The sequence below is a fragment of the Geomonas diazotrophica genome (assembly GCF_018919385.1).
In the GTDB taxonomy this organism is placed as follows: Bacteria; Desulfobacterota; Desulfuromonadia; order Geobacterales; family Geobacteraceae; genus Geomonas; species Geomonas diazotrophica.
The window spans coordinates 239718-260083 of sequence record NZ_JAHLMF010000011.1; the positions used below are offsets into that span (position 1 = coordinate 239718).

Genomic DNA, 20366 nt, shown 5'->3' on the forward strand with positions numbered 1-20366 from the left:
CATGAGGCTACGCGCTCCCTCGGCCTCCCTCGTGCTCGATCTCTTCGGGCTGTGCCTCGCCTGTTTTTCCGCCCTGTTCCTTTTTTCCCTCTGCGTCTACAACGCGCAGGTCCTTAGCCTGCATCCGGCCTGGGGCTCGACCGCCCTCGCCGCTGGACTCGCCGCCATGGCGGCCTACTCGCTGGCGCACGTGCTGCGGGCCATCCGCCTCTGGCTGTTGCTGGGCAGCGACCGGCTCGGCTTCTCGACCGTGTTCGGCTGCCACGCGACCATCGCCCTGGTCACCTTCGCGACCCCGTTCAAGCTGGGGGACCTGCTCAGGGCCACCGAGTTCTCGCGCCTGCTTTGTAACGACGCGCGCGGGCTCTTCGCCGTCTGGCTCGACCGCCTCTTCGACGTGACGGTGATCCTGGCGATGCTGGTCGGGCTGGTGCTGCTGCGGCCTTCGGGCCCGCCGATGGAGCTGATCTTTCTCTCCCTTGGGGGCTTCCTGCTCTGCTCCATCCTCTTGGGGATGCTGCTTCCCGGGGCGGTCGCGGCGCTGATGCGGGCCCTGCTGCAGTCCCGCAGCAAGAGGTCACTCACGGTGCTGCGGGGGATGCGGCGGCTGCGCCGCCTGCTCGGTGCGATCCCGAGGATCGACCTGCAGACCTTGTCCCTTTTGTGCATCGTCACCTTCGCGGTCTGGGGGCTCGAGCTGGCCATGGTCTTTTTGCTCCTTATCGCCTCCCCCACGACCGGGTACACCGTCACCCAGCAGGCGCTCGACACCCTCAGTAACGCCATCATGGCTCAGCCCCAAAGCCACGTCCTGCAGCTCGCGCTGTACCGCTCCATCTGCCTGCTCACCCTGGGGATCATGGCGGCGCTGGGAGGGGGAAGCTACGCCAGGCTGAGACTCGGCTACCGCCCCGGCAGGCACCCCGCCGCGCCCAACTACCGCTACACGCCCCCCTTCCAGGGCGTCAAGGCCACCACCAGAGGACGGACCAGATGAGCACCGTTTTACTCTACGACGACAGTTGCCCCGTCCCGGGCGAGCTCACCGGCCTGATCGGTGCGCAAAGGTTCGGCGACATCGTGTTCCGCCGCCAGTGCCTCTTCGAGCGCGCCTGCGCCCTGGCCCGCCGCCTCGGCTGGCCCGTGGTGAGGCTTGAAACCGGCAAACCGGCCGAGATGATCGACGCCGAACTGGTTCGGCAGCGCTGCTCGCGGGTGGTGCGCATAGCCGGCTTTCTCGTGCCGGCGCTGGAAGCCGTCGCCCTGGACCTCCTTGAGCGGATCGGTATCTGCGCCGACAGCTGCCAGGGGACCATGAACGGGGTGCGGGTCCCGCTGCAGGCGACCAGCCTGGAGCGTTTCCGCCGCGGGCCAGACCTTGCGCTCGCCGCGGAGGGGGACGCGGTGCGGGTCCCGGTGGACGGCGCCTTCGTGGATGTGAGCGAGCAGGTGGGGCTGCTCGATTTCCTGAGCGGCTCCTTCAACAGCAGGCATTTCAACAACGTCACCCTGACCCTGCAAAGCGTGGTCAAGCGTTCGGCCAACGCGCGCAAGATACGGGCGGAGCACGACTTCTACGGCCTGTTGCCGGAGTCGATGCGGCGCTGGTTCGTGATGCCCTACGACCTGACCGTCGGGAAAAACGGCGCGAGCTACGCCATGGAGCGCCTGCTCATGCTGGACATGGGGCAGCAGTGGATCAACGGCGGCTTCGACACGCGGGAGTTCGCCCGCTTCCTCGAGGATATCCTGCACTTCCTCGACGGGCGTGCCCGCCGCTCCTGCTCGCGGCAGCGGGCGCGCGCCAACTTCGACCGGCTCTACCTCACCAAGGTGCGGGAGCGCCAGGCCGAGCTGCACCCACTGCCGCTCAGGGGGTACCTGGACGACATGCTGCGTAACGGCAGCAGCTTCCCCTCGCTGGAGCGGCTGCTGGAGTGCTACCTGGACCTGGTGGCGCCGTACCGGGACCGGCAGCCCGACTACGAGTGCATCGGGCACGGGGACCTCTGCTTCTCCAACATCCTCTACGACAAGAGGATCCGGCTCTTGAAGCTGATCGACCCGCTTGGGGCCGGCTCCGAGGACGAGCTCTACACCGACCCGTTCTACGACTACGCCAAGCTGTCCCACTCCGTGCTGGGCGGCTACGACTTCGTGGTCAACGGCCTGAGCGAGATCGTCGTGGGCACCGACCTGCGGCTGCAGCTGCACACCCCCGAAGCCGACTTCGACGCCTACGCGGCGGTGTTCCTCCCCCCCCTGGAGGCGCAGGGGATCGACCTGAAACGGCTGCGCCTCTACGAGGCGTCCCTGTTCCTGAGCATGCTGCCGCTGCATATCGAATCTCCGCACAACATCCTTACCTTCGCCCTGATAGCGGCGCACATCCTCAAGGAGGTGGGGGAACAGTGACGCAAAAGACCACCATCGTCATCACCATGGCCGGCTTCGGCCGGCGCTTTCTCGACGCGGGCTACACGGTCCCCAAGTACATGATCCAGGCGCGCGGGCTCACCCTGTTCGACTGGTCCATGAAGGGTCTGCAATCCTTCATCGATACGGGCTCCCCCTTCGTCTTCGTGGTGCGCGCCGAGGACCGGGCCGCCGACTTCATCCGCGAGCGCGCAGCGGCGCGCGGCATCGGCACCGTCGGCGTCATCGAGCTCGCCGCCCCCACGGACGGGCAGGCCACCACGGCGCGCCTTGCCTGCGGCGAGATCGACGGCGCCGCCCCCATGGCCATCTTCAACATCGACACGGGGGTGCAGCCGGGTTTGTTGCAGCCCGGTCAGGCCGCCGGTTACGGCTGGATCCCCTGCTTCCGCGCCCCCGGCGAGGGGTGGAGTTTCGTGAGGTGCGCCGACGACGGACGGGCCGTGGAGGTGCGCGAGAAGAACCGCATCTCGGAGCTCGCCACCATCGGCTTCTACTGGTTTTCCTCCGCCGCGCTCTACGCCCGCGCCTATGACGCCTACTACGCGGTCGCCGGGCGCGAGGAGCGCGGGGAGCGCTACGTCGCCCCCCTGTACAACCAGCTCATCGCCGAGGCGCGGGAGGTGACGGTCACCGAGATACCGTTCGGGTCGGTCACCCCCCTGGGGACCCCGGACGAAGTCAGCCGCTTTCTCGCCGACTGATGGAGAGACCGGTGCCGGAAAAGCCGGCGGTCACGCGACCGTCCCCGCCAAACGTTGAGCCGGCGCACCGCGCCGAAACTCCGGCGCTGGTCCGCGTCGGCGCGCCCCTTTTCGCCCTGCTGGTCCTGCTGCTGACCTTCTACAACACCCTCCCCTATGCGGCCTACGACGCCGCGAAGCTCAGCAAGCTTTTCTGCGCCAAGGCCGTGGCGGTGGGGGGCGCCTACCTGCTCGCCGGGAGGGTGCTCCGCTTCGTGCACCGGGCGGCCCAAAACGGCCTCGACGAGGAGTCCGGGAACTTCCTCGCCTTCTTCGTCATCTGCGCCGCCTGGTTCGGCTTCTGGCTCCTCGGCCTGTGGCCCGGGTTCTACATGACCGACTCCTACGGCACGCTCTGGAGCATGTACTCCCTTTCCTTCGACAACTGGTTCTCGGCCCTGCACCCGCTTTTGTACCTGGCCCTGTACCAGATCGTTCCCAACGCGGTGGTGGTCCCGATCTTCCAGCTCCTGCTCACCTCCCTGGTCTTCGCCTACGCCCTGGCGGGGCTGCGCCGGCTCGGCCTTTCCCGGTTCCTCACGATCCTGCTGCTGTTGGCGTTACTGGTGAACGTCCCGGTGATCGCGCTGACCCTGCTGGTCACCCGCGACACCGTCTTCTCCGTGGTGCTCTTGTTTTTCGCGCTCTGGATCTTTTTCCGGATCGTGGAGCGGGAGAGGGCTTTTTCGGGGAGGGAGCTCTGCTTTTGCGCGGCGCTCATCGTTTTTCTCGCCATCTACCGGGGCGACGGCATCGCGTTGCTGCTCGCCGTCCCGCTGCTGCTCGGGCTGAACGGGAGGATCTCGACGCCGCGGGCGGGGATGCTTTTTTTGGGCGCGCTGCTCATGTTGCAGATCGTCAAGCCCGCCCTGATCAAGGCCCTTGCCATCCCCGACGACCAGAAGATCGCCTACTCGGTCTCGCTCATGATGAACCCGCTCGGGTACCTGCTGCAAAACGACTACGTCACCGCGACCCCGGAACAGGACCGCAAGGTGCTCGGCATGCTCGTCGACGTGGACAAGGTGAAAGAGGTCTCGATCCCGTACGAGATCCCGGCGTTCTGGTCCGGCTACTGGAAGCCGGTCCCGGAAGCCGCCTTCTCCCGGGTGCGCGCCCTGTACGGCCGCATGATCATGGACAACAAGGCGCTGTTTCTGGCCAACCGCCTGATCTGCTTCTCGGCCAGCACCGGGATGAGGCCCTACGGTTTCACCTACTGCGACATGGCGCGGGACACAAAGCACGCGCCGCACTTCGACGCGGTCTACAACGAGCCGCTGCACAGAACGCTCTTTCCCGCACTCTACCAGCGGCAGGCCGGGTTCATCGCCTCGGCATCGACCTTCACCGGGCTGCACCCGGAAGGGAAGTTCCTGCACTGGAACTTCCTCCCGGAGCTGGCCCTCGCCCTGCTTGCCCTCGCCCTCTTCCCCTGGTTCCCGGCCACGGCGTCGACCGCCCTGGTCGTCCTGAGCCGGGTCCCGCTGGTCTTCCTGGCGGCCCCGGCGGGGCAGTTCAAGTACTACTACTCCCTGTACCTGTTCGGTTTCTTCGTGATTTTCCTGCTGATTGCGGAGAGAAAAGGCGCCTGGGCGCGGAAGGGGCGGCAATAGCCGGGGCAGATTTGGGGCGAAAAAAAACGGCAGGGGGAAGCCTCGAGCTCCCGCTGCCGGTCGGTGCACGGTGACGGTGCCGCCGCTAGATCATGCCGGCGATGGCATCGGACACCTCGTACAGCGGCACCGCGGCGTCGACGCTGACCGCGTCCGCGACCGCCTTGGGCATGCCGTAGACGATCGCGGTCTCCTCGGTCTCCACCACGATGCGCCCCCCGGCCTTCTTGATGGCCCGGGCGCCGGCTGCCCCGTCCTTCCCCATCCCGGTCAGCACCACCCCCAGGGTACGATCCCCACAGACCTCGGCCGCGGAGTCGAAGAGCGCATCGACCGACGGGCAATGCAGGTGCCCGCCGGGGGCCGGGTCGAGCCAGACCTGGAGCGCCCCGTCCTTGCGCCGAAGCCGCATGTGCCAGCCGGCGGGGGCAAGGTAGACGTTCCCCGCCACCACCACCTCGCCGTCGCTCGCCTCCCGGACCGTCAGCGCGCTGTGACGGTCGAGCCGCGCGGCGAGCGAGGCGGTGAATCCGGGCGGCATGTGCTGCACGATGAGGATCGGGCAGGGGGGGGGCTGCATCCGCCCCAAAACCTGCTGCAGCGCGGGGGGGCCGCCGGTCGAGGTCCCCATGACCACGACCTCGGCGCCCTCTCCCTTGGTTCTCCCCCGGGAGGGAGGCGCCGTTCCCGCCTTGCGTGCCGCGGCGCGCAGCTTTTCCAGGTCCACCCCGGCTGCCACCTTGATCTTCCCGGTCAGCTCCTTGGCCAGGGCGCCGATGTCCATGGCCCCTCCCGCGGAACTCTTGTCGACGAAGTCGACCGCGCCGATGTCGAGCGCCTTCATGGTCTTCTCCGCACCCTTGCCGGTGAGGCAACTGAACATGATCACCGGCGCGGGACACTCCTTCATGATCAACTCGAGCGCTGAGAGGCCGTCCAGGACCGGCATCTGCACGTCGAGGGTGATCACGTCCGGGCGCAGGCTCCTGGCGAGTTCCACCGCGCTCTCGCCGTTGGCGGCGACACCGACCACCTCGATGTCGGGGCTCTTTTCGAACATCCGCAGGATGGCCCGGCGCACGAAGGCGGAGTCGTCCACGACCAGGACCCTTATTTTCTTCTGCAAGCCGCCCACGCTGTCACTCCCTCTTCTGATAGATGATGGCGCCCGGAAAACGAAGCGGCAGGTACGACGCCTGGGTCCGGGACAGCGACTCCGAATGCCCCAGGAACAGGTAGCCTCCCGGAGACTGCAGGGCGCCGAAGTTGTCCACCACCCGCTTGATGGTTTGGTCCGCGAAATAGATGAGCACATTCCGGCACAGGATGACGTCGAACTGCTCGCCGGCCGCGCTGTCGGCCAACTCGAGCAGGTTTCCCTGGGCGAAGCTGGTCCATTTCCTCAGGATGTCCCTCACCGCGAACTTGTCGTCCTGGCGTCTCAGGTACCGCTCGACCAGGTGCGGCTCCGTCGCCCAGAAGGCACGCTGCGCGTAGACCCCCTGCCGGGCCGCGTCCAGGACCCGCGCGTCGATGTCGACGCCGGTTATGCGCACGTCCCAGTCCCAGGAGAAGCACCCCGACTCCAAAAGGAGCATGGCGATGGTGTAGGCCTCCTCGCCGCTTGAGCAGCCGGCCGAGAGGATGCGGAGGGTGCGCTCCCCGCGGGCCAGCTTGCGCTCCTTGAGCGCCGGCAGCACCTCCTGCGCGAGGACCGAGAGCTGTCCGGATTCCCTGAAGAAATAGGTTTCGTTGTTGGTGATGAGGGGGACCAGGCGCTGCCACTCGGCGCTTCTCCCCGGTGAGAACTTGAGGTAGCTGTAATACTCGGTGAAGCTCTTCAGCCGCAACTCCTGCAGCCGGGGCGAAAGCTTGGCCGCCAGCCCCCTCTGCGTACCTTCCTCCAGCACCAGGCCGAAGGAGTCCGCCACGAACTCCTTGATAAGCCTGAACTCCTCGGCCTGCATGGCGATCTTCTCCACCATCATCCGAGGTATTCCCGCTGTGCGAAACTCTGCAGGGCCAACTCCGCCCTCGCCCTGACTTCGGCGCTCTGGTCCTCCTTTCTCACCTGGATCAGCCGCTTCAGGGGGAGGGTATCGTAGCAGTGGCACAGCGCGTCGATGCAGGCGAGCCGGACGATCTCGCTTTCGTCGTCGAGGAGCTCCAAAAGCGGCTCCACGCTCTTGACGTCGGCGATCTTCCCGATCACGTCGATGACCCGCTCGCGCAGCTCCGCGCTGTAGCTCTTCTTCATGAGACGGTGCAGCCAGGGGAGCCCGCCGCGCCCGAACGCCACCAGCGCCTCGAAGGCGTGCCTCCCTACCTCCGCATCGTCGAGCAGCGCCACCAGCTCCGGGACGGTGACGGGGTTGCGCAGCTCCCCGAGGACGGTGATGGCGTGCTTGCGCACCATGGAATCGGCGTCGTTCACCCCCTTGAGCAGCAGCGGGAGCTCACGTCCGCCGCCGATCTTGCCCAGCACGCGCAGGGCCGCGATACGCACGCTCCAGTGGGGGTCGCAGACCGCGTCCTCCACCGCCTTGAGCGATTCCTGGTCGGCCAGCTCGCCAAGGGTATAGACCGCGAGCCGCCTGATGTCGGGATCGGCATGCTTCAGGTAACGCCTGGTGACGAGGTCGGAGGCCTCCCGGTAGGCCAGTTTGCCCAGGGTTTCCACGATGGCGTACTCCAGCTGGCGCGAAACGCCCCGGGATAGGTACTCCACCAGGAAGGCGCCGGCCTCACGCGCGCCGATGTCGCCGACCGCGCGGATCACGCAGTAGTCGAGATCCTCGCGTCCGCTCCCCAAAAGGGCCAGCAGCTCATCCACGAGCATCGGCTCCCCCAGCTCCGCCGCGGCCAGGACAGCCGCCTCGCGCACCGACTCCTCCGGATCGCACAGCGCGCGGCACAGAAGCGGCACAGCCTGGGAGACCTGCTGTTTGCCGATGGAACGCACGAGCTCCGCCCGCACCACGGCCTCGTCATCGAGGCTGAGCAGGCGCAGGTTCTCGACGCCCCCCCCCTGCTTGAGGCACCCCAGCAGCATGGCGGCGCGGCGGCGCGACTGCGGCTCGGGGGAATGCACCAGTTGGGCGAAAAGATCCAGCACAGGCCCCAGGCGATGGCGCGCCAGGGCGAGGGCCGCCTGCTCGGCCAGCTGGTCGCTCCCCTTTGCCAGCATGAGTTGCAGTTGCGGCAAGAGCGACTCGTCGGGGAAGGACTGCAGCGTCTCCAGCACCTCGAGCTGTACCGCCTCCTCGTCCTGTTTGAGAAGGCGCGCCAGTTCCCGCGCATCACAGGGGACGCCGACCCAGCGCAGCGCGCGCAGTGCGACCAGCCGGACCGCGGCGCTGTCATGGTGCAGCGCCGCCAGAAGCTCCCCCTCGGCCTGCCTCCCCAGCGAGAGGACGGCGTTCTCGACCACCTGGTGGTTGCGCTCGTCCCCCAAAAGCGCGAAGAAGCCGTCCAGGGCGGAGAGCTCCCCCATCCACCCCAGCAGCATCGCCGCCGCCTGAGACGATTCAGGGTCCCCCTCTTCCTTGAGGATCGATTTGAGCCGCTCCACGCCGCGGCCGGAAACCAGCTGCCGCAGCCGTTCCTGCTGGGTCCCCACCTCGATGCGGTTTTTGTAGCTCAACTGGTCGTTCAGGCTGTTGTTGATGGACGCCATGGCGCGCGCGACGCTGCGCGCCAGCTCCGGTTCAACGAAGGGGAGGATGCCGCCCAGCGCGTAGAGGGCGCGCTGGTCACCGGCCTTCCCGAGCGCGTCGACCACCGCGGCGCGCAACATTTCGTCGTCGAGCAGCGGCAGCAGGTGCGGCACGGCGCGGTAGTCCCTGAGCTCCCCGATGGCGCAGATGGCGGGGTACTGCAGCCAGAAGTCCCCCTTCAACAGCTCCAGAAGCGGCACCAGCGCGCTGCGGTCGCCGATCTTGCCGAGCGCCTCGGCCGCGGAATGGCTCACGTTGCTGTCCGGGTCGGCGAGCGCCCGGATCAGGTGCTCCACCGCGTCCCGGCTGCCGATGTCCCCGAGCATCACCGCGCTGAAGTTGCGGATCTCCTCGTCATCGTCGTCGGTAAGGAGCCGGCTCAGGCGGGGCACCGCCTCCCCCCCCATCTTCACCAGCACCTCCATGGCGCCGTTTCTCAGGTCGGCGTTGTCGTTGTCGCGAACCGCCGCCTCGAGGGCGGGGTAGATCTCCTCCATCCCCCGTCCGATGATTGCTTCCAGGGCCTCGTACTTGCGTCCCCGTTCGGCGTCGCCGACGAAGAGGAGGAGCTCGGGGAGTGAACGTTCCTGCAAGGGGGGGAACTCGGTGCCAAGGGTGTCATAGGGCAGAAGCATTTTCGACGTTCTCCAATTTCCTGTAGACGAGGCAGGCCGCATCGGGGACCGCAGCGAGGTCGTGGCTGAAAAGGTGCAGCGGCTCGGCGTCGCCGGTGAAGAGGTGCCCCCCCGGGGCCAGGAGCCGGGAGAGGGTTTCCACGAGGAGCTGCTGGCAGCTCGGCGCGAAGTAGATCATCACGTTGCGGCAGAACACCAGGTCGAAGCCGCCCCAGCCGGTGGCGAGCTCCGGGGGAAGCTCTCCCTCCATGAGCTGGTTCAGGTTCAGCGGAATGAAGCGGACCAGCTCCCTCAGCTCTTCCCCCACGAAGGCGCCGCCGGCGGTCGCCGTGAAGTATTTGCCGATCAGGTGGGGGGGGATGTTGTGCAGCCGCTCCGTTTCGTAGAAACCCTCCCGCGCGGCCTTGAGGCAGCTCTTGCTGATATCACCGGCCACGATCTCGATGTCCCACGCCTTGGGGTAGCGCAACCCCTCCATGAGGGTCATGGCCACCGTGTACGGCTCCTCGCCGGTGGAGCAGCCGGCGCAGAGGACCCGCAGCTTCATGACGTTTTCGCCGGCGCCGTTCCCGCTTCCCCCCCACGAGCGCATCATCTCCCGCCCCCGCGCCAGCTCCAGCCCTGGCAGCACCGCCTGCCGCAGGTGCCGGAACTGGTCGGGGTTTCTGAAGAAGAAGGTCTCGTTGATGGTCATCAGGTCGAGCAGGGACGCGTACTCCCCCGGGGTTTGTTCCAGGTGCCCCAGGTAGGAGCGGTAATCCGCGAGACCCAGCTGCGCCAGCCGGGTCTCCAGCCGCTGCCGGAAAAGTGAGAGCTTGCGGGGGCCGAAGTAGAGCCTGCTCCTCTGGAAGACCCGTTCACGTATCCGCTCCAGGTACGGGTCCGGCGCCCCGTCCCGGCAGGCCAGGTTTCCCCCGGTTTCCATCTCAGGCCACCTTGAAGGTCCCAACCAGCGCCGTCATCTCCTCGGCCTGCTGGGTGAGGTTTAGCGCCGCACGCGAGAGCTGTTCGACGGCGGAGAGGTTTTCGCGGGTGATGTCGCTTATGTTGTCCATGGCGACCACGACCATCTCGCCCCCCTTCTTCTGCTCCGCGGTGGCGTTGGCGACGGACTGGGTCATGGCGGTCATGCCGTTCACGGCGGTGACGATCTGGCGCGCGGAGAGGGACTGCTCCCGGGTGGCGAGGGTCACCTGGCTGGTCACCTGGTTCATGTTCTCCACCGCGATGCGGATCTGGCGGCTCCCCAGGGCCTGCTCCTTGGCGGAACCGGTCACCTCCTGGGTGAGCTGGTTCATCCGCTCCACGGCGATCCGGATCTGCCTGCCGCCGGCCGCCTGCTCCCGGGCTGCGTTGGCCACCACCTCCGAAGCCCCGCTCATCTGCTCCGCCGCCCTTATCACCTGGTTGGAGGCGTTGGACTGCTCGGCGGTCATGCGGGCGATGTCGGACATGAGGGTGCTGGTGCGCTCGATGCTGGAGACGATGTTCTCCAGCGAGTTCCCGGCCAGGGTGATCAGCTCCATGGAGTTCTTCGCCTCCTGCGAGGCGATCTCGCCGTACTTCACCGACTCGCCGGTATCTGCCTGCACCTGGCGGATCACCAGGGCGATCTCCTTGGTGGCCCCCATGCTCCGCTCGGCGAGCTTTCTCACCTCGTCGGCCACCACGGCGAAGCCGCGCCCCGCGTCGCCGGCGCGCGCCGCCTCGATGGCCGCGTTCAGGGCGAGCAGGTTGGTCTGGTCGGCGATCTCGCCGATCACCTTGACGATGTTGCCGATCTCCTCGGAGCGCCGCCCGAGGGTCAGGATGGAGTCCGAGGTCTTCTCGATCACCCGGGCCACGCGCTCCATGGCGGCGACCGCCTGCTGCCCCGCCTCGAGGCCGGCGCCCCCCTCCTTGGCCGCCCCCTTGGCCACCTGGTCCGCCTCCTCCACGTTCCTCGCCACCTGGCGGATCGACGCGGCCATCTCCTCGATGGTGGAGGACGAATCGCCCACCACCTTCTGCAGCTCCTGGGAGTTGGCGGCCACCTGGTCGATGGAAACGGCGATCTGCTCCATGGTGGCCGAGGTCTCGGCGACCGAGGACATCAGCTCGTCTGCGTTTTGGGCCACGTTTTCTATGGAGATGGTCATCTGCTCGATGGTGGCCGAGGTCTCGGCGACCGCGCTCGCCATCACGTCTGCGCTCTTGGCCACCTGCTCGCTGGAGGCCCCGAGCTCCTCGATGGAGGAGGAAACCTCGTCCGCGTTGGCGGCCAAAGCATCGGCGTTGCCGGCGACGGTCTGGATGGAGGCGGCCATCTGCACCATGGTGGCCGAGGTTTCCTCGGTGGCCGAGGCCTGGCCGTGGGCGGACTTCGTGAGCTGCTGCGTGTTGGCCGAGATCTGTCCGGCCGCGGAGGCGACCTCACCGGAGGTGCCCCTGATCTTGCCGATCATGGCCATGAGGTTCTGCACCATGATCTGCATGGCGGAAAGGAGCTCGCCCACCTCGTCCTTCGAGTTCACCTCGACCGCCACGGTGAGATCCCCCCGGGCCACGGTCTTCGCCACCTCGACCGCCGCGTTGATGGGCACGGTGATGCTGCGGGTGATCAAAAAGCTCACCAGGATCCCCGCGATGAGGCTTACCAGGATGCTGGAAATGACCAGGAGCGTCACGTGGCGGGAGAGGTCGATCATGACCTTCTCCTTGCTGTCCATGCGCTGGTTGCTCTCGTCGGCGATCTCCTTGGAGACCTCCTCGAACTTGTGGATCCCCGCCTTGTACGGCTCGATGGCGGCGTTAGCCTGGGCCGGGCTCTTGATGCGACCCGCCTCTATCCCCTGGTAGATCTTGTTGAAGCCGGCCTCGTAGGCGGCGAGCTCCTCCCTCATCGCCTTGACCGCGTCCTTCTCCTTCTGCAGTACAACGATCTTCTCCAGGTCCTTCAGGCGGTTCAAAAGGTGGTCGCGCTGTTCGCCCCACTTGCCGAGGTATTCCTTCTCGTGCTCGCGGCTGCCGATGTTCAGGAAGAGGTCCTTCTCGTAGCGCCGCATCCCCACCACGTTGGCCCGCGCCCGGGAGGCGTGTTCCGAGATGGTGGCGTCCCCCTGCAGCATGGCGATGGTGGTCTGGGTGCTTTCCTTCACCCCCCAGTAGCCGGTGCCGCCGACCGCGACCACGATGAGCAGCATGACGCCGAAACCAAGGCCGAGCCGGCCCCCTATGCGAACGTTCTTTAACATCTCCTTCTCCTTTACTGGTAGTGCCCCGTGCTAGAGCAGCAGTGCGCGGTTGAGGTTCAAAATGATGATCAGGCGGCCGTCGAGTTTCCCCATGCCGTTTATGTAGCTGGCCTCGGGGGTGGTGGCGTCCTCGGGCATCTCCTCCACGAGGCTCGTCGAGAACTGGATCACCTGGCGCACCGAATCGACCAGCATCCCCAGGCGCTTCTCGCCCAGTTCCACCACCACGATGCGCTGCTCCTCGTTCTCCTCGATGTCGGGACGGGAAAAGCGCCGGCGCAGGTTCACCACCGGGATGATCTTGCCGCGCAGGTTGATGACCCCGCTTACGTGCCCGGGTGCGCCGGGGACCTCGGTGATGCCCCCTCCCCGGATGATCTCCTGCACGCTGTTGATGTCGACCCCGTACTCCTCCTTGCCCAGCCTGAAGGTGACCAGTTGCAGCGTCCCCCCTCCCTGTGCCAAGGAGTCGCCCACCGTGCCCCGGTCCACCTCCTCCTGCGCCTGTTCGATGAACCGGGCCAGCACGTCCTCCGCGAGCCCGGAGCTTGGGAGGATAAATTGCTCTGCCATGCCTGTCTCCTTTGCGATAACTCTTTACGCCTTACGGGGTCAGCGCCCCAGAATCGAGGGTATGTCGACGATGAGCGAGACCCTGCCGTCACCGAGCACGGTGCCGCCGGAGATCCCGGGGAGCTCCCCGAGGTAGTCGTCCAGCCCCTTGATGACGATCTCCTGCTGGCCGACCAGCCGGTCCACCACGAGCCCCCCCTTCTTGTCCCCGCTGGCAACAACCACCACGTACTCCTGCTCCCTTTCTCCGCCGCTTTCCCGACCGAAGAAGCGGTCCAGCCGGTACAGGGGGAGCACCCGGTCGCGCAGCATGATCACCTCGCCGTTTCCGGTGTCGTGGCACTCTTCCCCCTGCACCTGGACGCTCTCCAGGACCCCGGAGAGCGGCACCGCGTAGGTCTCGCCCGCCACCTCCACCATGAGGGCGGAGATGATGGCGAGGGTCAGGGGGAGCATCATGGTGAAGGTGGTGCCGCGTCCCACCCGGGATTCGATCTCGATGATGCCGTTTAGGGAGGAGACGATCTTCTTGACCACGTCGAGCCCGATGCCACGGCCGGAGGTCTCGGTCACCTCGCTCCTGGTCGAGAAGCCGGGGACGAAGACCAACTGCAAGAGCTCCGCCTCGCTCATCGCCTGGGCCGCTTCCTGCTCCAGCACGCCGCGGGCGACCGCCTTCTTGCGGATCTCCTCCGGGTCCATGCCGCGCCCGTCGTCGCAGACCTGGATGACGATGTGGTTGCTCTCGTGGCGTGCCCTGAGGGTCAGGGTGCCGCAGGCCTCCTTGCCGCGGGCGCGCCGCTCGGCGGGGGGCTCCAGGCCGTGGTCCACGGCGTTTCTGATCAGGTGCAAAAGGGGCTCGCCGATCTCGTCCAGGACCGTCTTGTCCAGCTCGGTCTCCTCCCCTTCCAGCTTGAGGCGCACCTCCTTGCCGTGGGCGAGCGAGAGGTCGCGCACCAGGCGCTGGAAGCGTTGGAACACGCTCTTCACCGGGAGCATGCGCACCTTCATGATGGACTGGCGCAGGTCGTCGGTGCTCTTGCCGATCAGCTGGCTGGTCTCGTTGAAGGCGTTCAAAAGCTCCCGGTCGGACACCTGCTCGCGCAGGCGCTTTTCCAGGGTGGCAAGCGCCGTGCGCTGGATGACCAGTTCGCCCATGAGGTTCAAGAGCTCGTCCAGCTTCTCGAAGTTCACCTTGAGGGTGCTGCTTTTCTGGGTGATGTAGCCGAACTCCGCCGGCGCGGCGGAACGGGAAGGGAGGGGCTCGGGAGTCCCCTCGGACGTCGCCTCGGCCGAGGCCCGGGTAACGGAGTGGGGCGCGGCGCGCAGCGCCTCGAGAGCGGCCTCTTCGACGGCGAAGTCGAAGCCGGCGTCGGGGGTCTGGGCGAAGCGGAACAGGGCCGAGCGGAGCGCGTTGATGCCGCCGTAGAGCGCACCGAAGAGCGCGCCCCCAAGGGTGAGCGTGCCGGCGCCGGTCTCCTTCATCACCTCTTCCAGCCGGTGCACGTACTGCTGCAGCGGGGAGAGCCCCATCATCCCGGAGTTCCCCTTGAGGGTGTGCAGGTGCCCCTGGATCAGGGTGACCAGTTCGCCGTCGCATCCGGCCGGGGCGCGCCGCTCCAGCTCCAGGAGGAACCCCTCCACCGCGTCCAGGTGTCCGCCGGCGTCCTCGACGAAGTCACCGATCAGGGCTGAAAAATCACACTCACCGCTCAAGTGCCATCTCCTCGTCCGGCTCGATGCCGGCCACCCCCGCCTCGATCACCCGTACGATCACGTCGTGCAGCTGGCTCGGCGTGAAGGGCTTGGTCAGGTAGCCGCTGGCCCCCAGCCTCAGCCCCTGGACGGTGTCCGCCTCCTTCCCCTCGGTGCTTACGATGACCACCGGGACCCGCTCGGTCAGGCCGAGCACCGAGGCCTTCTCCAGGAACTGCACCCCGTTCATCACCGGCATGTTGATGTCCAAGAGCACGAGCTGCACGTCCTCCTGCCGCGCCAGGATGTCGAGCGCCTCCTGCCCGTTGCGGGCATCGACGACCTCGCACCGGTAACGCGCCAGGACCAGGTGGTACATCTGGTGGATCAGCGCCGAATCGTCCACTACGAGAACCTTGTTCAGCATCATCTCATTCCCTTTCCATGTTTCCGGCCGGCTGCGGTGCCGACGCCGGCGAGCTGCCGCTGGATTACAGGGTGTTGGCGTAGCGGCGCTGATCGAAGTCGGCAACCTCGCCTGAGGGAAGCATGAGCTTAGCGATCAGCTCGTGCAGCAGGGTGGGGTTGAAGGGTTTCTTCACGTACCCCTTGGCGCCCAGCTGCAGGCCGCGGATGGTGTCGCTTTCCTTCCCTTCGGTGCTGATGATGACCACGGGAATCCTGCTGGTGAAGCCCAGCGCGCCGGCCTTCTCCAGAAACTGCACCCCGTTCATCACCGGCATGTTGATGTCGAGCAGGATGAGTTGGACCCCCTGGTGGCGTTCCAAAAGGTCGAGCGCCTGCTGTCCGTCCATAGCGTCGAGGATCTCGCAGCTGTAGCGGTTCAGAACCAGGCGGTACATCTTGTGGATCATTTCCGAATCATCGACTACCAGCACCTTCTTAAGCATCGTGCACCTCGTTTTCTTTCCTTTATCCTTCTCCTTGCCATGCCCCCACGTGACTCAAGGGGGAAAGCGACAAAGCAGCCTGCCGGGCAGGGAGTTCATCCCGGACGTTCCAGCTCTGGCAAGCGCCGTGCCAGCACCGAAAAAAATGAAGAACTCCCTGTTTACGGCGCTTGCAATGAATACAAAGTGTGGGGGGGGGCGTTGCGGTCAGCAAGGTTTCTTGACGGCGCGAGGGTATACGCGGGAATTCGGCTTATGTGACGGAGACTTGCGGCGGCGAGCAAGAAAACTTTACAGGGCAAGATTTCTTGCCCTGTAAAGGGGATGCGAAAGGGCGGGGAGCGGTTTTTTCGGGGTGAAGCGGGAAAATAGTGGCGTTATTTTTTGCTAATCCTCTGATTGAGCGCCTGGCGGCTGATGCCCAGGAGTTCCGCGGCGGCCCTCTGGTTCCCCCCCGAGCGCTTCAGCGCGGCCTCGATCAGGCTCTGGGTGAGCTGCGCCAGGGTCGGGAAACCTGCGGTGAGGTTCAGCCATTCGCCCCCCTCGTCGGGACCGGGGGCCAGGGCCGGGAGCCCCACCCCGGTGGCGTCCCGGAAGGGGGCCAGGGAAAGCTTCCCCCTCTGGTGCCGGGTCACCACGTCGAAGACCAGGGCGCGCAGCTCCCGGACGTTGCCGGGGAAGCTGTAGCCGGCCAGGAGGCTCGCCAGCTCGTAGGGGTACTCCGGGACCTCCTTGTGCAGCGTGTGGGCCGCCTCCTCCACGAAGGTCTCCAAAAGGAGCGGGATGTCCTCGGTCCGCTCGCGCAGCGGGGGGATGTGCACCTGGTGGGCACAGAGCCGGTAGTAGAGATCGCGGCGAAAGCTCCCCTCGCTGATGGCGGCGGAAAGGTCGCGGTTGGTCGCCACCACCACGCGGGCCTGGTTGGCGGAGGCGACGTCGGCCCCCAGCGGGTAGTACTCCCCTTCCTGCAAGAGGCGCAGGAGCTTCACCTGGGTGGGGAGTGACATCTCGCCGATCTCGTCGAGAAAGAGCGTCCCCCCCGCGGCGCGGACGATCATGCCGTCGCGCGCGTGGTCGGCGCCGGTGAAGGCCCCCTTCTTGTGCCCGAAGAGCGTGTCGGAGAAGACGTGGTCATCGACCCCGGCGCTGTTCACGGGGACGAAGGCACCCCGGCGACCGCTCAACTCGTGCAGGGCGCGGGCGATCAGTTCCTTGCCGACCCCGGTCTCTCCGGTGATCAGCACCGGCTGTTCGGTGGGAGCCACCGCCTCCAGGTAGCTGAAGATCGCCTTCATGCGCGGGCTCCTGGTCTTGACGCCGGAGAAGGCCTCCTCGTTGGCGGGCCTGCCGCCCAGAAGCGACTCGCGCAGTGACTCGATCTCGCGCTGCATGGTGTTGCGGTCCAGCGCCTTCCTGACGCTGGTGACGAAGCGGGTGGCATCGACCGGTTTGACGATGTAATCGAAGGCGCCCAGCTTCATGCAGTCGATGGCCGTATCGAGCTCGTTAGCCGCGGTGACGATGATCACCGGGACCCCCGGGTAGCTGCAGCCGAGCTCCCCGAGCATCTCCTTGCCCGAGATGTACGGCATCTGCAGGTCGAGGACGATCACCCCCGGCTCTTCCTCGGCCAAAAGGGGCAACAGCTGGCGGATGTCATCCAGCGTCCTGACCCGTCCCAACCCCGCCTGCCTCAGCATCACCGAAGACCCGAACAGAATGTGGGGCTCGTCGTCTACCAGCAGGATCAGATCCGCTGCGTCCCTCTTGTTTCCCCGTGCTGACATGTGCGCTCCGCGTCCGTCCACAATCCACTAATGCTAATAGTCAAATGAGTGTTTGCCAGCTTATCGTCAAAATGTTAAAAGCAAAAGAGTTTTTTTTCGCACCGATTCCCATGGCGCCCCCCCTTGCGGGGAGCCCAGCGCGAGGAGCCCCGTGCCCACCCACCGTTTTCGCAGGATACTGTCGCTGCAGTCGACGCTTCTGGCCGTGATCCCCTTCCTGCTGGTCGTCTTTTTGAACGTCTTCCTGCTGCTTCCCCACATCAGCGAGGACGTGGCGACGGGGCAGCGCGAACTGGCACGGGCGTTCGGGGTCGCCATGGACAACTACCTCTCCGCGGCGCTCACCGACGTCAAGGCGGTGGCCGCCCTCCCCCTGCACAGGCCCGCTTACCAAGCGGACCTGCAGGAGATCCTCGATGCCGAGGTCGAGGCATCGGCGTCGCTCAACCTGCTCTACACGGTCCTCCCCGACGGACACATCGAGGCGGTCGGGATCCGCAAGGACCACCGCCACACCCAGCAGGACCACCGGGCCCTGGAGAGGGCCAGCCTGGCCCAGGAACAGCTCTTCCGCGACACCCGCCGCGTCGGGGACGCCGTCTGGTCCAACACGTTCGTTTCCGCATTCGGGAAGGGAACCTCCATCGCGGTCGGCGTCCCGAGCGCTGACCTGGTCCTGATCGGAGAGGTCGACCTGGCGAAGCTGGTTCGTTCCATGGGGGACATCGTCGGGAGCGCCGGGCAGGCGATCATCCTGATCGACCGCAACGGCCAGTTGATCGCCCAGCAGGGTGGCCCCGCCCTGTCCCCTCCCCCCTTCATGGGTGACATCCCGCTCGTGCGCCGGGGACTCCTCTCGGACCGGCCGGTGAGCGGCGAGTTCAGGCTGCGGGGGCAGGCCCTGGTCGGCACCGTGATGAAGTCCACCCATATCGGCTGGTACGTGCTGGTCGCCCAGCCGGTGCAGAGCGCCTACCGCTCCGTGGTCATCACCACCCGCAACGTGGCGGCCGGGGCGCTTGCCGCCCTCCTCCTGGCCCTCCTCGCCTCGCTCTTTCTGGCCCGCCGCCTCTCGCGCCGCCTGGAGGAGCTGGCCAGCTTCGCCCGCAGGGTGGCCGGCGGCGAGAGTTCTCCCCCTTGGCACAAGGGAGAGATCGCCGAGGTCGAGCAGCTGGCGGGCGACCTGCAGAGCATGGGGGACGAGATCCGGCACCGGGAGCAGCAGCTCATGGAGAGCGAGAGGCTTTTGCGCTCGGTCACCGACCACGCCTTCCATTACCAGGGGCTCCTCACACCCGACGGCACCCTGGTCGACGCGAACCGCACCGCACTCGCCCTGGTCGGAGCCGAGAAGGAGGCCGTCCTCGGCGTCCCCTACTGGGACACCCCCTGGTGGCGCCACGACCCGGAGCTGCGCGAACGGCTGCGCGCGTCGATCGCCACCGGCTGCCGGGGCATCCCGACCCGTTTCGAAACCACCCACCTGGACCAGGCGGGAGAGGTGCACCACGTCGACTTCTCCCTCTCCCCGATCCGTGACGAGGCGGGGTCGGTCATCTACCTGATCGCCGAGGGGCGCGACATCACCGACTTCGCCCAGGCCAAGAGCGAGCTCAAGGAGAGCGAGGAGCGTTTCTACCAGGTCTTCGTGCAAAACGACGATCCCGTCATCCTCATGAAGCTGGAGACGCTGCAGGTAATCGACGCCAACCCCGCGGCGCTCTCGCTCTACGGGCTGCGCCACGAGGAGCTCCCCTCCCTGCGGATGGACGCCCTCATCGCCGCGGCGGACCTGCAGAAGATCAGGGAGGAGCTCGCCCAGCACCACGCCTCGCAGGGGTTCCTGCAGCGGGCGGTGAGCTACAAAGCGGGGGGCGAGAAGATCGTCATCTCCTTGCGGGGCACGAGGATCAGGCTCAAGGACGAGGAGTTGCTGCTCTGTTCCATCCGGGACATATCCGACAAGCTCCGCCTGGAGCAGGAGATCCGGGCCACCCAGGCCAAGCTGATCCAGACCAACAAGATGACCTCCCTGGGGATGCTGGTTTCAAGCGTCGCGCACGAGATCAACAACCCCAACCACTGCATCTCCATCAACAACACCGTGCTGACCCAGATCACCCGGGACTCCCTGGCCCGGTTGCGGGCGCTCAGGGAGGCGGAGGGAGAGTTCGACCTCGGTGGGTTCCACTACGACGAGGTCCTGGACATGGTCCCCAAGCTGCACGACGGCATCCGGGAGGGGTCGCTTCAGATCGACAAGATCGTGCGGGACATGAAGAACTTCAGCAAGCCCGCCGAGCTGGACATGCAGGGGAGTGTCGACTTGAACCGGTCGCTGGAAAACGCCGGCGCCATCCTGTGGCACCATATCCAGCGTCACACCGATCGCTACCGGATGGAGCTCGAGCGAGACCTCCCCGAGGTGCAGGGAAGCCAGCAGCAGATCGACCAGGTGGTGATCAACCTGGTCATGAACGCGCTGCAGTCGTTACCCGACAAGAACAGCGGCGTCGTGGTGGCGACCTGGTACGATGCCGAGCGGAAGACGGTGAACCTGAGCGTCGAGGACGAGGGGGATGGCATGTCCGAGGAGGTGCTCTCGCGGCTTACCGAGCCCTTTTTCACGATGAGGATCAACAAGGGGGGTACCGGGCTCGGCCTGTACATCTCTTCGTCCATCGTCAAAGAGCATGGCGGCAGCCTGGATTTCGAGTCCGAGCCGGGCAAGGGGACCAAGGTGACGGTTCGCCTCCCGGCGCTGGCGGCCTCCGGGGACTGAGGGGCTCCCGGATCGCAGGGCAAACGGATAACTAAGTTTAAAAAATATCCAGATCAGGCAAAAGCCCAAGGCAAGAAGACAGTGACGTCGGCCCAGTCACACAACGAACTCCGACACGAAAAATACCATGCTGGCCATCCTGGTAACATTGAAGTGTGCCGCTTCAGGTTACCGTACGAGGGAGGCCAACATGGCGAAAAAGAGTCTAACAGGAACTGAGCACTTTGTCGCAGGGTATG

15 protein-coding genes are annotated in these 20366 nt (G+C 66.2%); 5 read left to right on the top strand and 10 right to left on the bottom strand.

What is annotated here, in order from left to right:
- Position 1: 1 nt before the first annotated feature.
- Genes KOM00_RS13920 through KOM00_RS13935 form a run of 4 tightly spaced genes read left to right on the top strand, consistent with a single transcriptional unit; the run spans position 2 to position 4795 of the window.
- Entirely contained in the window at positions 2–997 is a 996-nt protein-coding gene (locus KOM00_RS13920) for a lysylphosphatidylglycerol synthase domain-containing protein (RefSeq protein ID WP_216499537.1), read from the top strand.
- Positions 994–2415, top strand: a complete 1422-nt coding sequence (locus tag KOM00_RS13925) for an aminoglycoside phosphotransferase family protein (protein ID WP_216499538.1) — start codon at positions 994–996, stop codon at positions 2413–2415. The genes KOM00_RS13920 and KOM00_RS13925 overlap by 4 nt, the downstream gene beginning before the upstream one ends.
- The gene (locus KOM00_RS13930) at positions 2412–3140 is read left to right on the top strand and encodes a glycosyltransferase family 2 protein (RefSeq protein ID WP_216499539.1); all 729 of its coding nucleotides are present in this window, start codon (positions 2412–2414) and stop codon (positions 3138–3140) included. The genes KOM00_RS13925 and KOM00_RS13930 overlap by 4 nt, the downstream gene beginning before the upstream one ends.
- A gap of 11 nt (positions 3141–3151) precedes the next feature.
- Positions 3152–4795: a hypothetical protein gene (locus KOM00_RS13935; protein ID WP_216499540.1), complete on the top strand. Its 1644-nt coding sequence runs from the start codon at positions 3152–3154 to the stop codon at positions 4793–4795.
- 85 nt (positions 4796–4880) lie between these two features.
- Here the strand turns inward: KOM00_RS13935 and KOM00_RS13940 are convergent, their stop codons facing one another.
- The 10 genes from KOM00_RS13940 to KOM00_RS13985 all read right to left on the bottom strand — a co-directional run bounded on the left by KOM00_RS13940 (position 4881) and on the right by KOM00_RS13985 (position 17345).
- Entirely contained in the window at positions 4881–5930 is a 1050-nt protein-coding gene (locus KOM00_RS13940; protein WP_216499541.1) for a protein-glutamate methylesterase/protein-glutamine glutaminase, read from the bottom strand.
- A gap of 4 nt (positions 5931–5934) precedes the next feature.
- The gene (locus KOM00_RS13945) at positions 5935–6783 is read right to left on the bottom strand and encodes a CheR family methyltransferase (protein ID WP_216499542.1); all 849 of its coding nucleotides are present in this window, start codon (positions 6781–6783) and stop codon (positions 5935–5937) included.
- Positions 6780–9146 carry a HEAT repeat domain-containing protein gene (locus KOM00_RS13950; protein WP_216499543.1) on the bottom strand — a complete coding sequence of 789 codons (2367 nt, stop codon included), beginning with the start codon at positions 9144–9146 and terminating at the stop codon, positions 6780–6782. Before KOM00_RS13950 ends, KOM00_RS13945 begins: the two co-directional genes overlap by 4 nt.
- A complete protein-coding gene (locus KOM00_RS13955) occupies positions 9130–10071 on the bottom strand; it encodes a CheR family methyltransferase (RefSeq protein ID WP_216499544.1) in 942 nt (313 codons plus the stop codon). The genes KOM00_RS13950 and KOM00_RS13955 overlap by 17 nt, the downstream gene beginning before the upstream one ends.
- Position 10072: 1 nt before the next feature.
- Positions 10073–12379: a methyl-accepting chemotaxis protein gene (locus KOM00_RS13960; RefSeq protein ID WP_216499545.1), complete on the bottom strand. Its 2307-nt coding sequence runs from the start codon at positions 12377–12379 to the stop codon at positions 10073–10075.
- A gap of 30 nt (positions 12380–12409) precedes the next feature.
- The gene (locus KOM00_RS13965) at positions 12410–12952 is read right to left on the bottom strand and encodes a chemotaxis protein CheW (RefSeq protein ID WP_216499546.1); all 543 of its coding nucleotides are present in this window, start codon (positions 12950–12952) and stop codon (positions 12410–12412) included.
- A gap of 39 nt (positions 12953–12991) precedes the next feature.
- Positions 12992–14668 (bottom strand): chemotaxis protein CheA, encoded by a 1677-nt coding sequence (locus tag KOM00_RS13970; protein ID WP_216499547.1) that lies wholly within the window; start codon positions 14666–14668, stop codon positions 12992–12994.
- The gene (locus KOM00_RS13975; RefSeq protein ID WP_236026954.1) at positions 14658–15077 is read right to left on the bottom strand and encodes a response regulator; all 420 of its coding nucleotides are present in this window, start codon (positions 15075–15077) and stop codon (positions 14658–14660) included. Before KOM00_RS13975 ends, KOM00_RS13970 begins: the two co-directional genes overlap by 11 nt.
- Before the next feature lie 61 nt (positions 15078–15138).
- Complete coding sequence (locus tag KOM00_RS13980; RefSeq protein ID WP_216499548.1) at positions 15139–15558, bottom strand: response regulator; 420 nt, start codon at positions 15556–15558, stop codon at positions 15139–15141.
- Positions 15559–15935: 377 nt separating this feature from the next.
- A complete protein-coding gene (locus KOM00_RS13985) occupies positions 15936–17345 on the bottom strand; it encodes a sigma-54-dependent transcriptional regulator (RefSeq protein WP_216499549.1) in 1410 nt (469 codons plus the stop codon).
- A 151-nt stretch (positions 17346–17496) separates the two neighbouring features.
- Between KOM00_RS13985 and KOM00_RS20910 the strand changes: the two genes are divergently transcribed.
- Complete coding sequence (locus tag KOM00_RS20910; RefSeq protein ID WP_216499550.1) at positions 17497–20127, top strand: PAS domain S-box protein; 2631 nt, start codon at positions 17497–17499, stop codon at positions 20125–20127.
- Positions 20128–20366 lie beyond the last annotated feature (239 nt).

Bases quoted from the DNA above. Each gene is read 5' to 3' on its own strand.
- KOM00_RS13960 (WP_216499545.1), bottom strand. From the start codon at position 12,379: ATGTTAAAGAACGTTCGCATAGGGGGCCGGCTCGGCCTTGGTTTCGGC.
- KOM00_RS13920 (WP_216499537.1), top strand. From the start codon at position 2: ATGAGGCTACGCGCTCCCTCGGCCTCCCTCGTGCTCGATCTCTTCGGG.
- KOM00_RS13955 (WP_216499544.1), bottom strand. From the start codon at position 10,071: ATGGAAACCGGGGGAAACCTGGCCTGCCGGGACGGGGCGCCGGACCCG.
- KOM00_RS13950 (WP_216499543.1), bottom strand. From the start codon at position 9,146: ATGCTTCTGCCCTATGACACCCTTGGCACCGAGTTCCCCCCCTTGCAG.
- KOM00_RS13965 (WP_216499546.1), bottom strand. From the start codon at position 12,952: ATGGCAGAGCAATTTATCCTCCCAAGCTCCGGGCTCGCGGAGGACGTG.
- KOM00_RS13985 (WP_216499549.1), bottom strand. From the start codon at position 17,345: ATGTCAGCACGGGGAAACAAGAGGGACGCAGCGGATCTGATCCTGCTG.
- KOM00_RS13975 (WP_236026954.1), bottom strand. From the start codon at position 15,077: ATGATGCTGAACAAGGTTCTCGTAGTGGACGATTCGGCGCTGATCCAC.
- KOM00_RS13925 (WP_216499538.1), top strand. From the start codon at position 994: ATGAGCACCGTTTTACTCTACGACGACAGTTGCCCCGTCCCGGGCGAG.
- KOM00_RS13945 (WP_216499542.1), bottom strand. From the start codon at position 6,783: ATGATGGTGGAGAAGATCGCCATGCAGGCCGAGGAGTTCAGGCTTATC.
- KOM00_RS13980 (WP_216499548.1), bottom strand. From the start codon at position 15,558: ATGCTTAAGAAGGTGCTGGTAGTCGATGATTCGGAAATGATCCACAAG.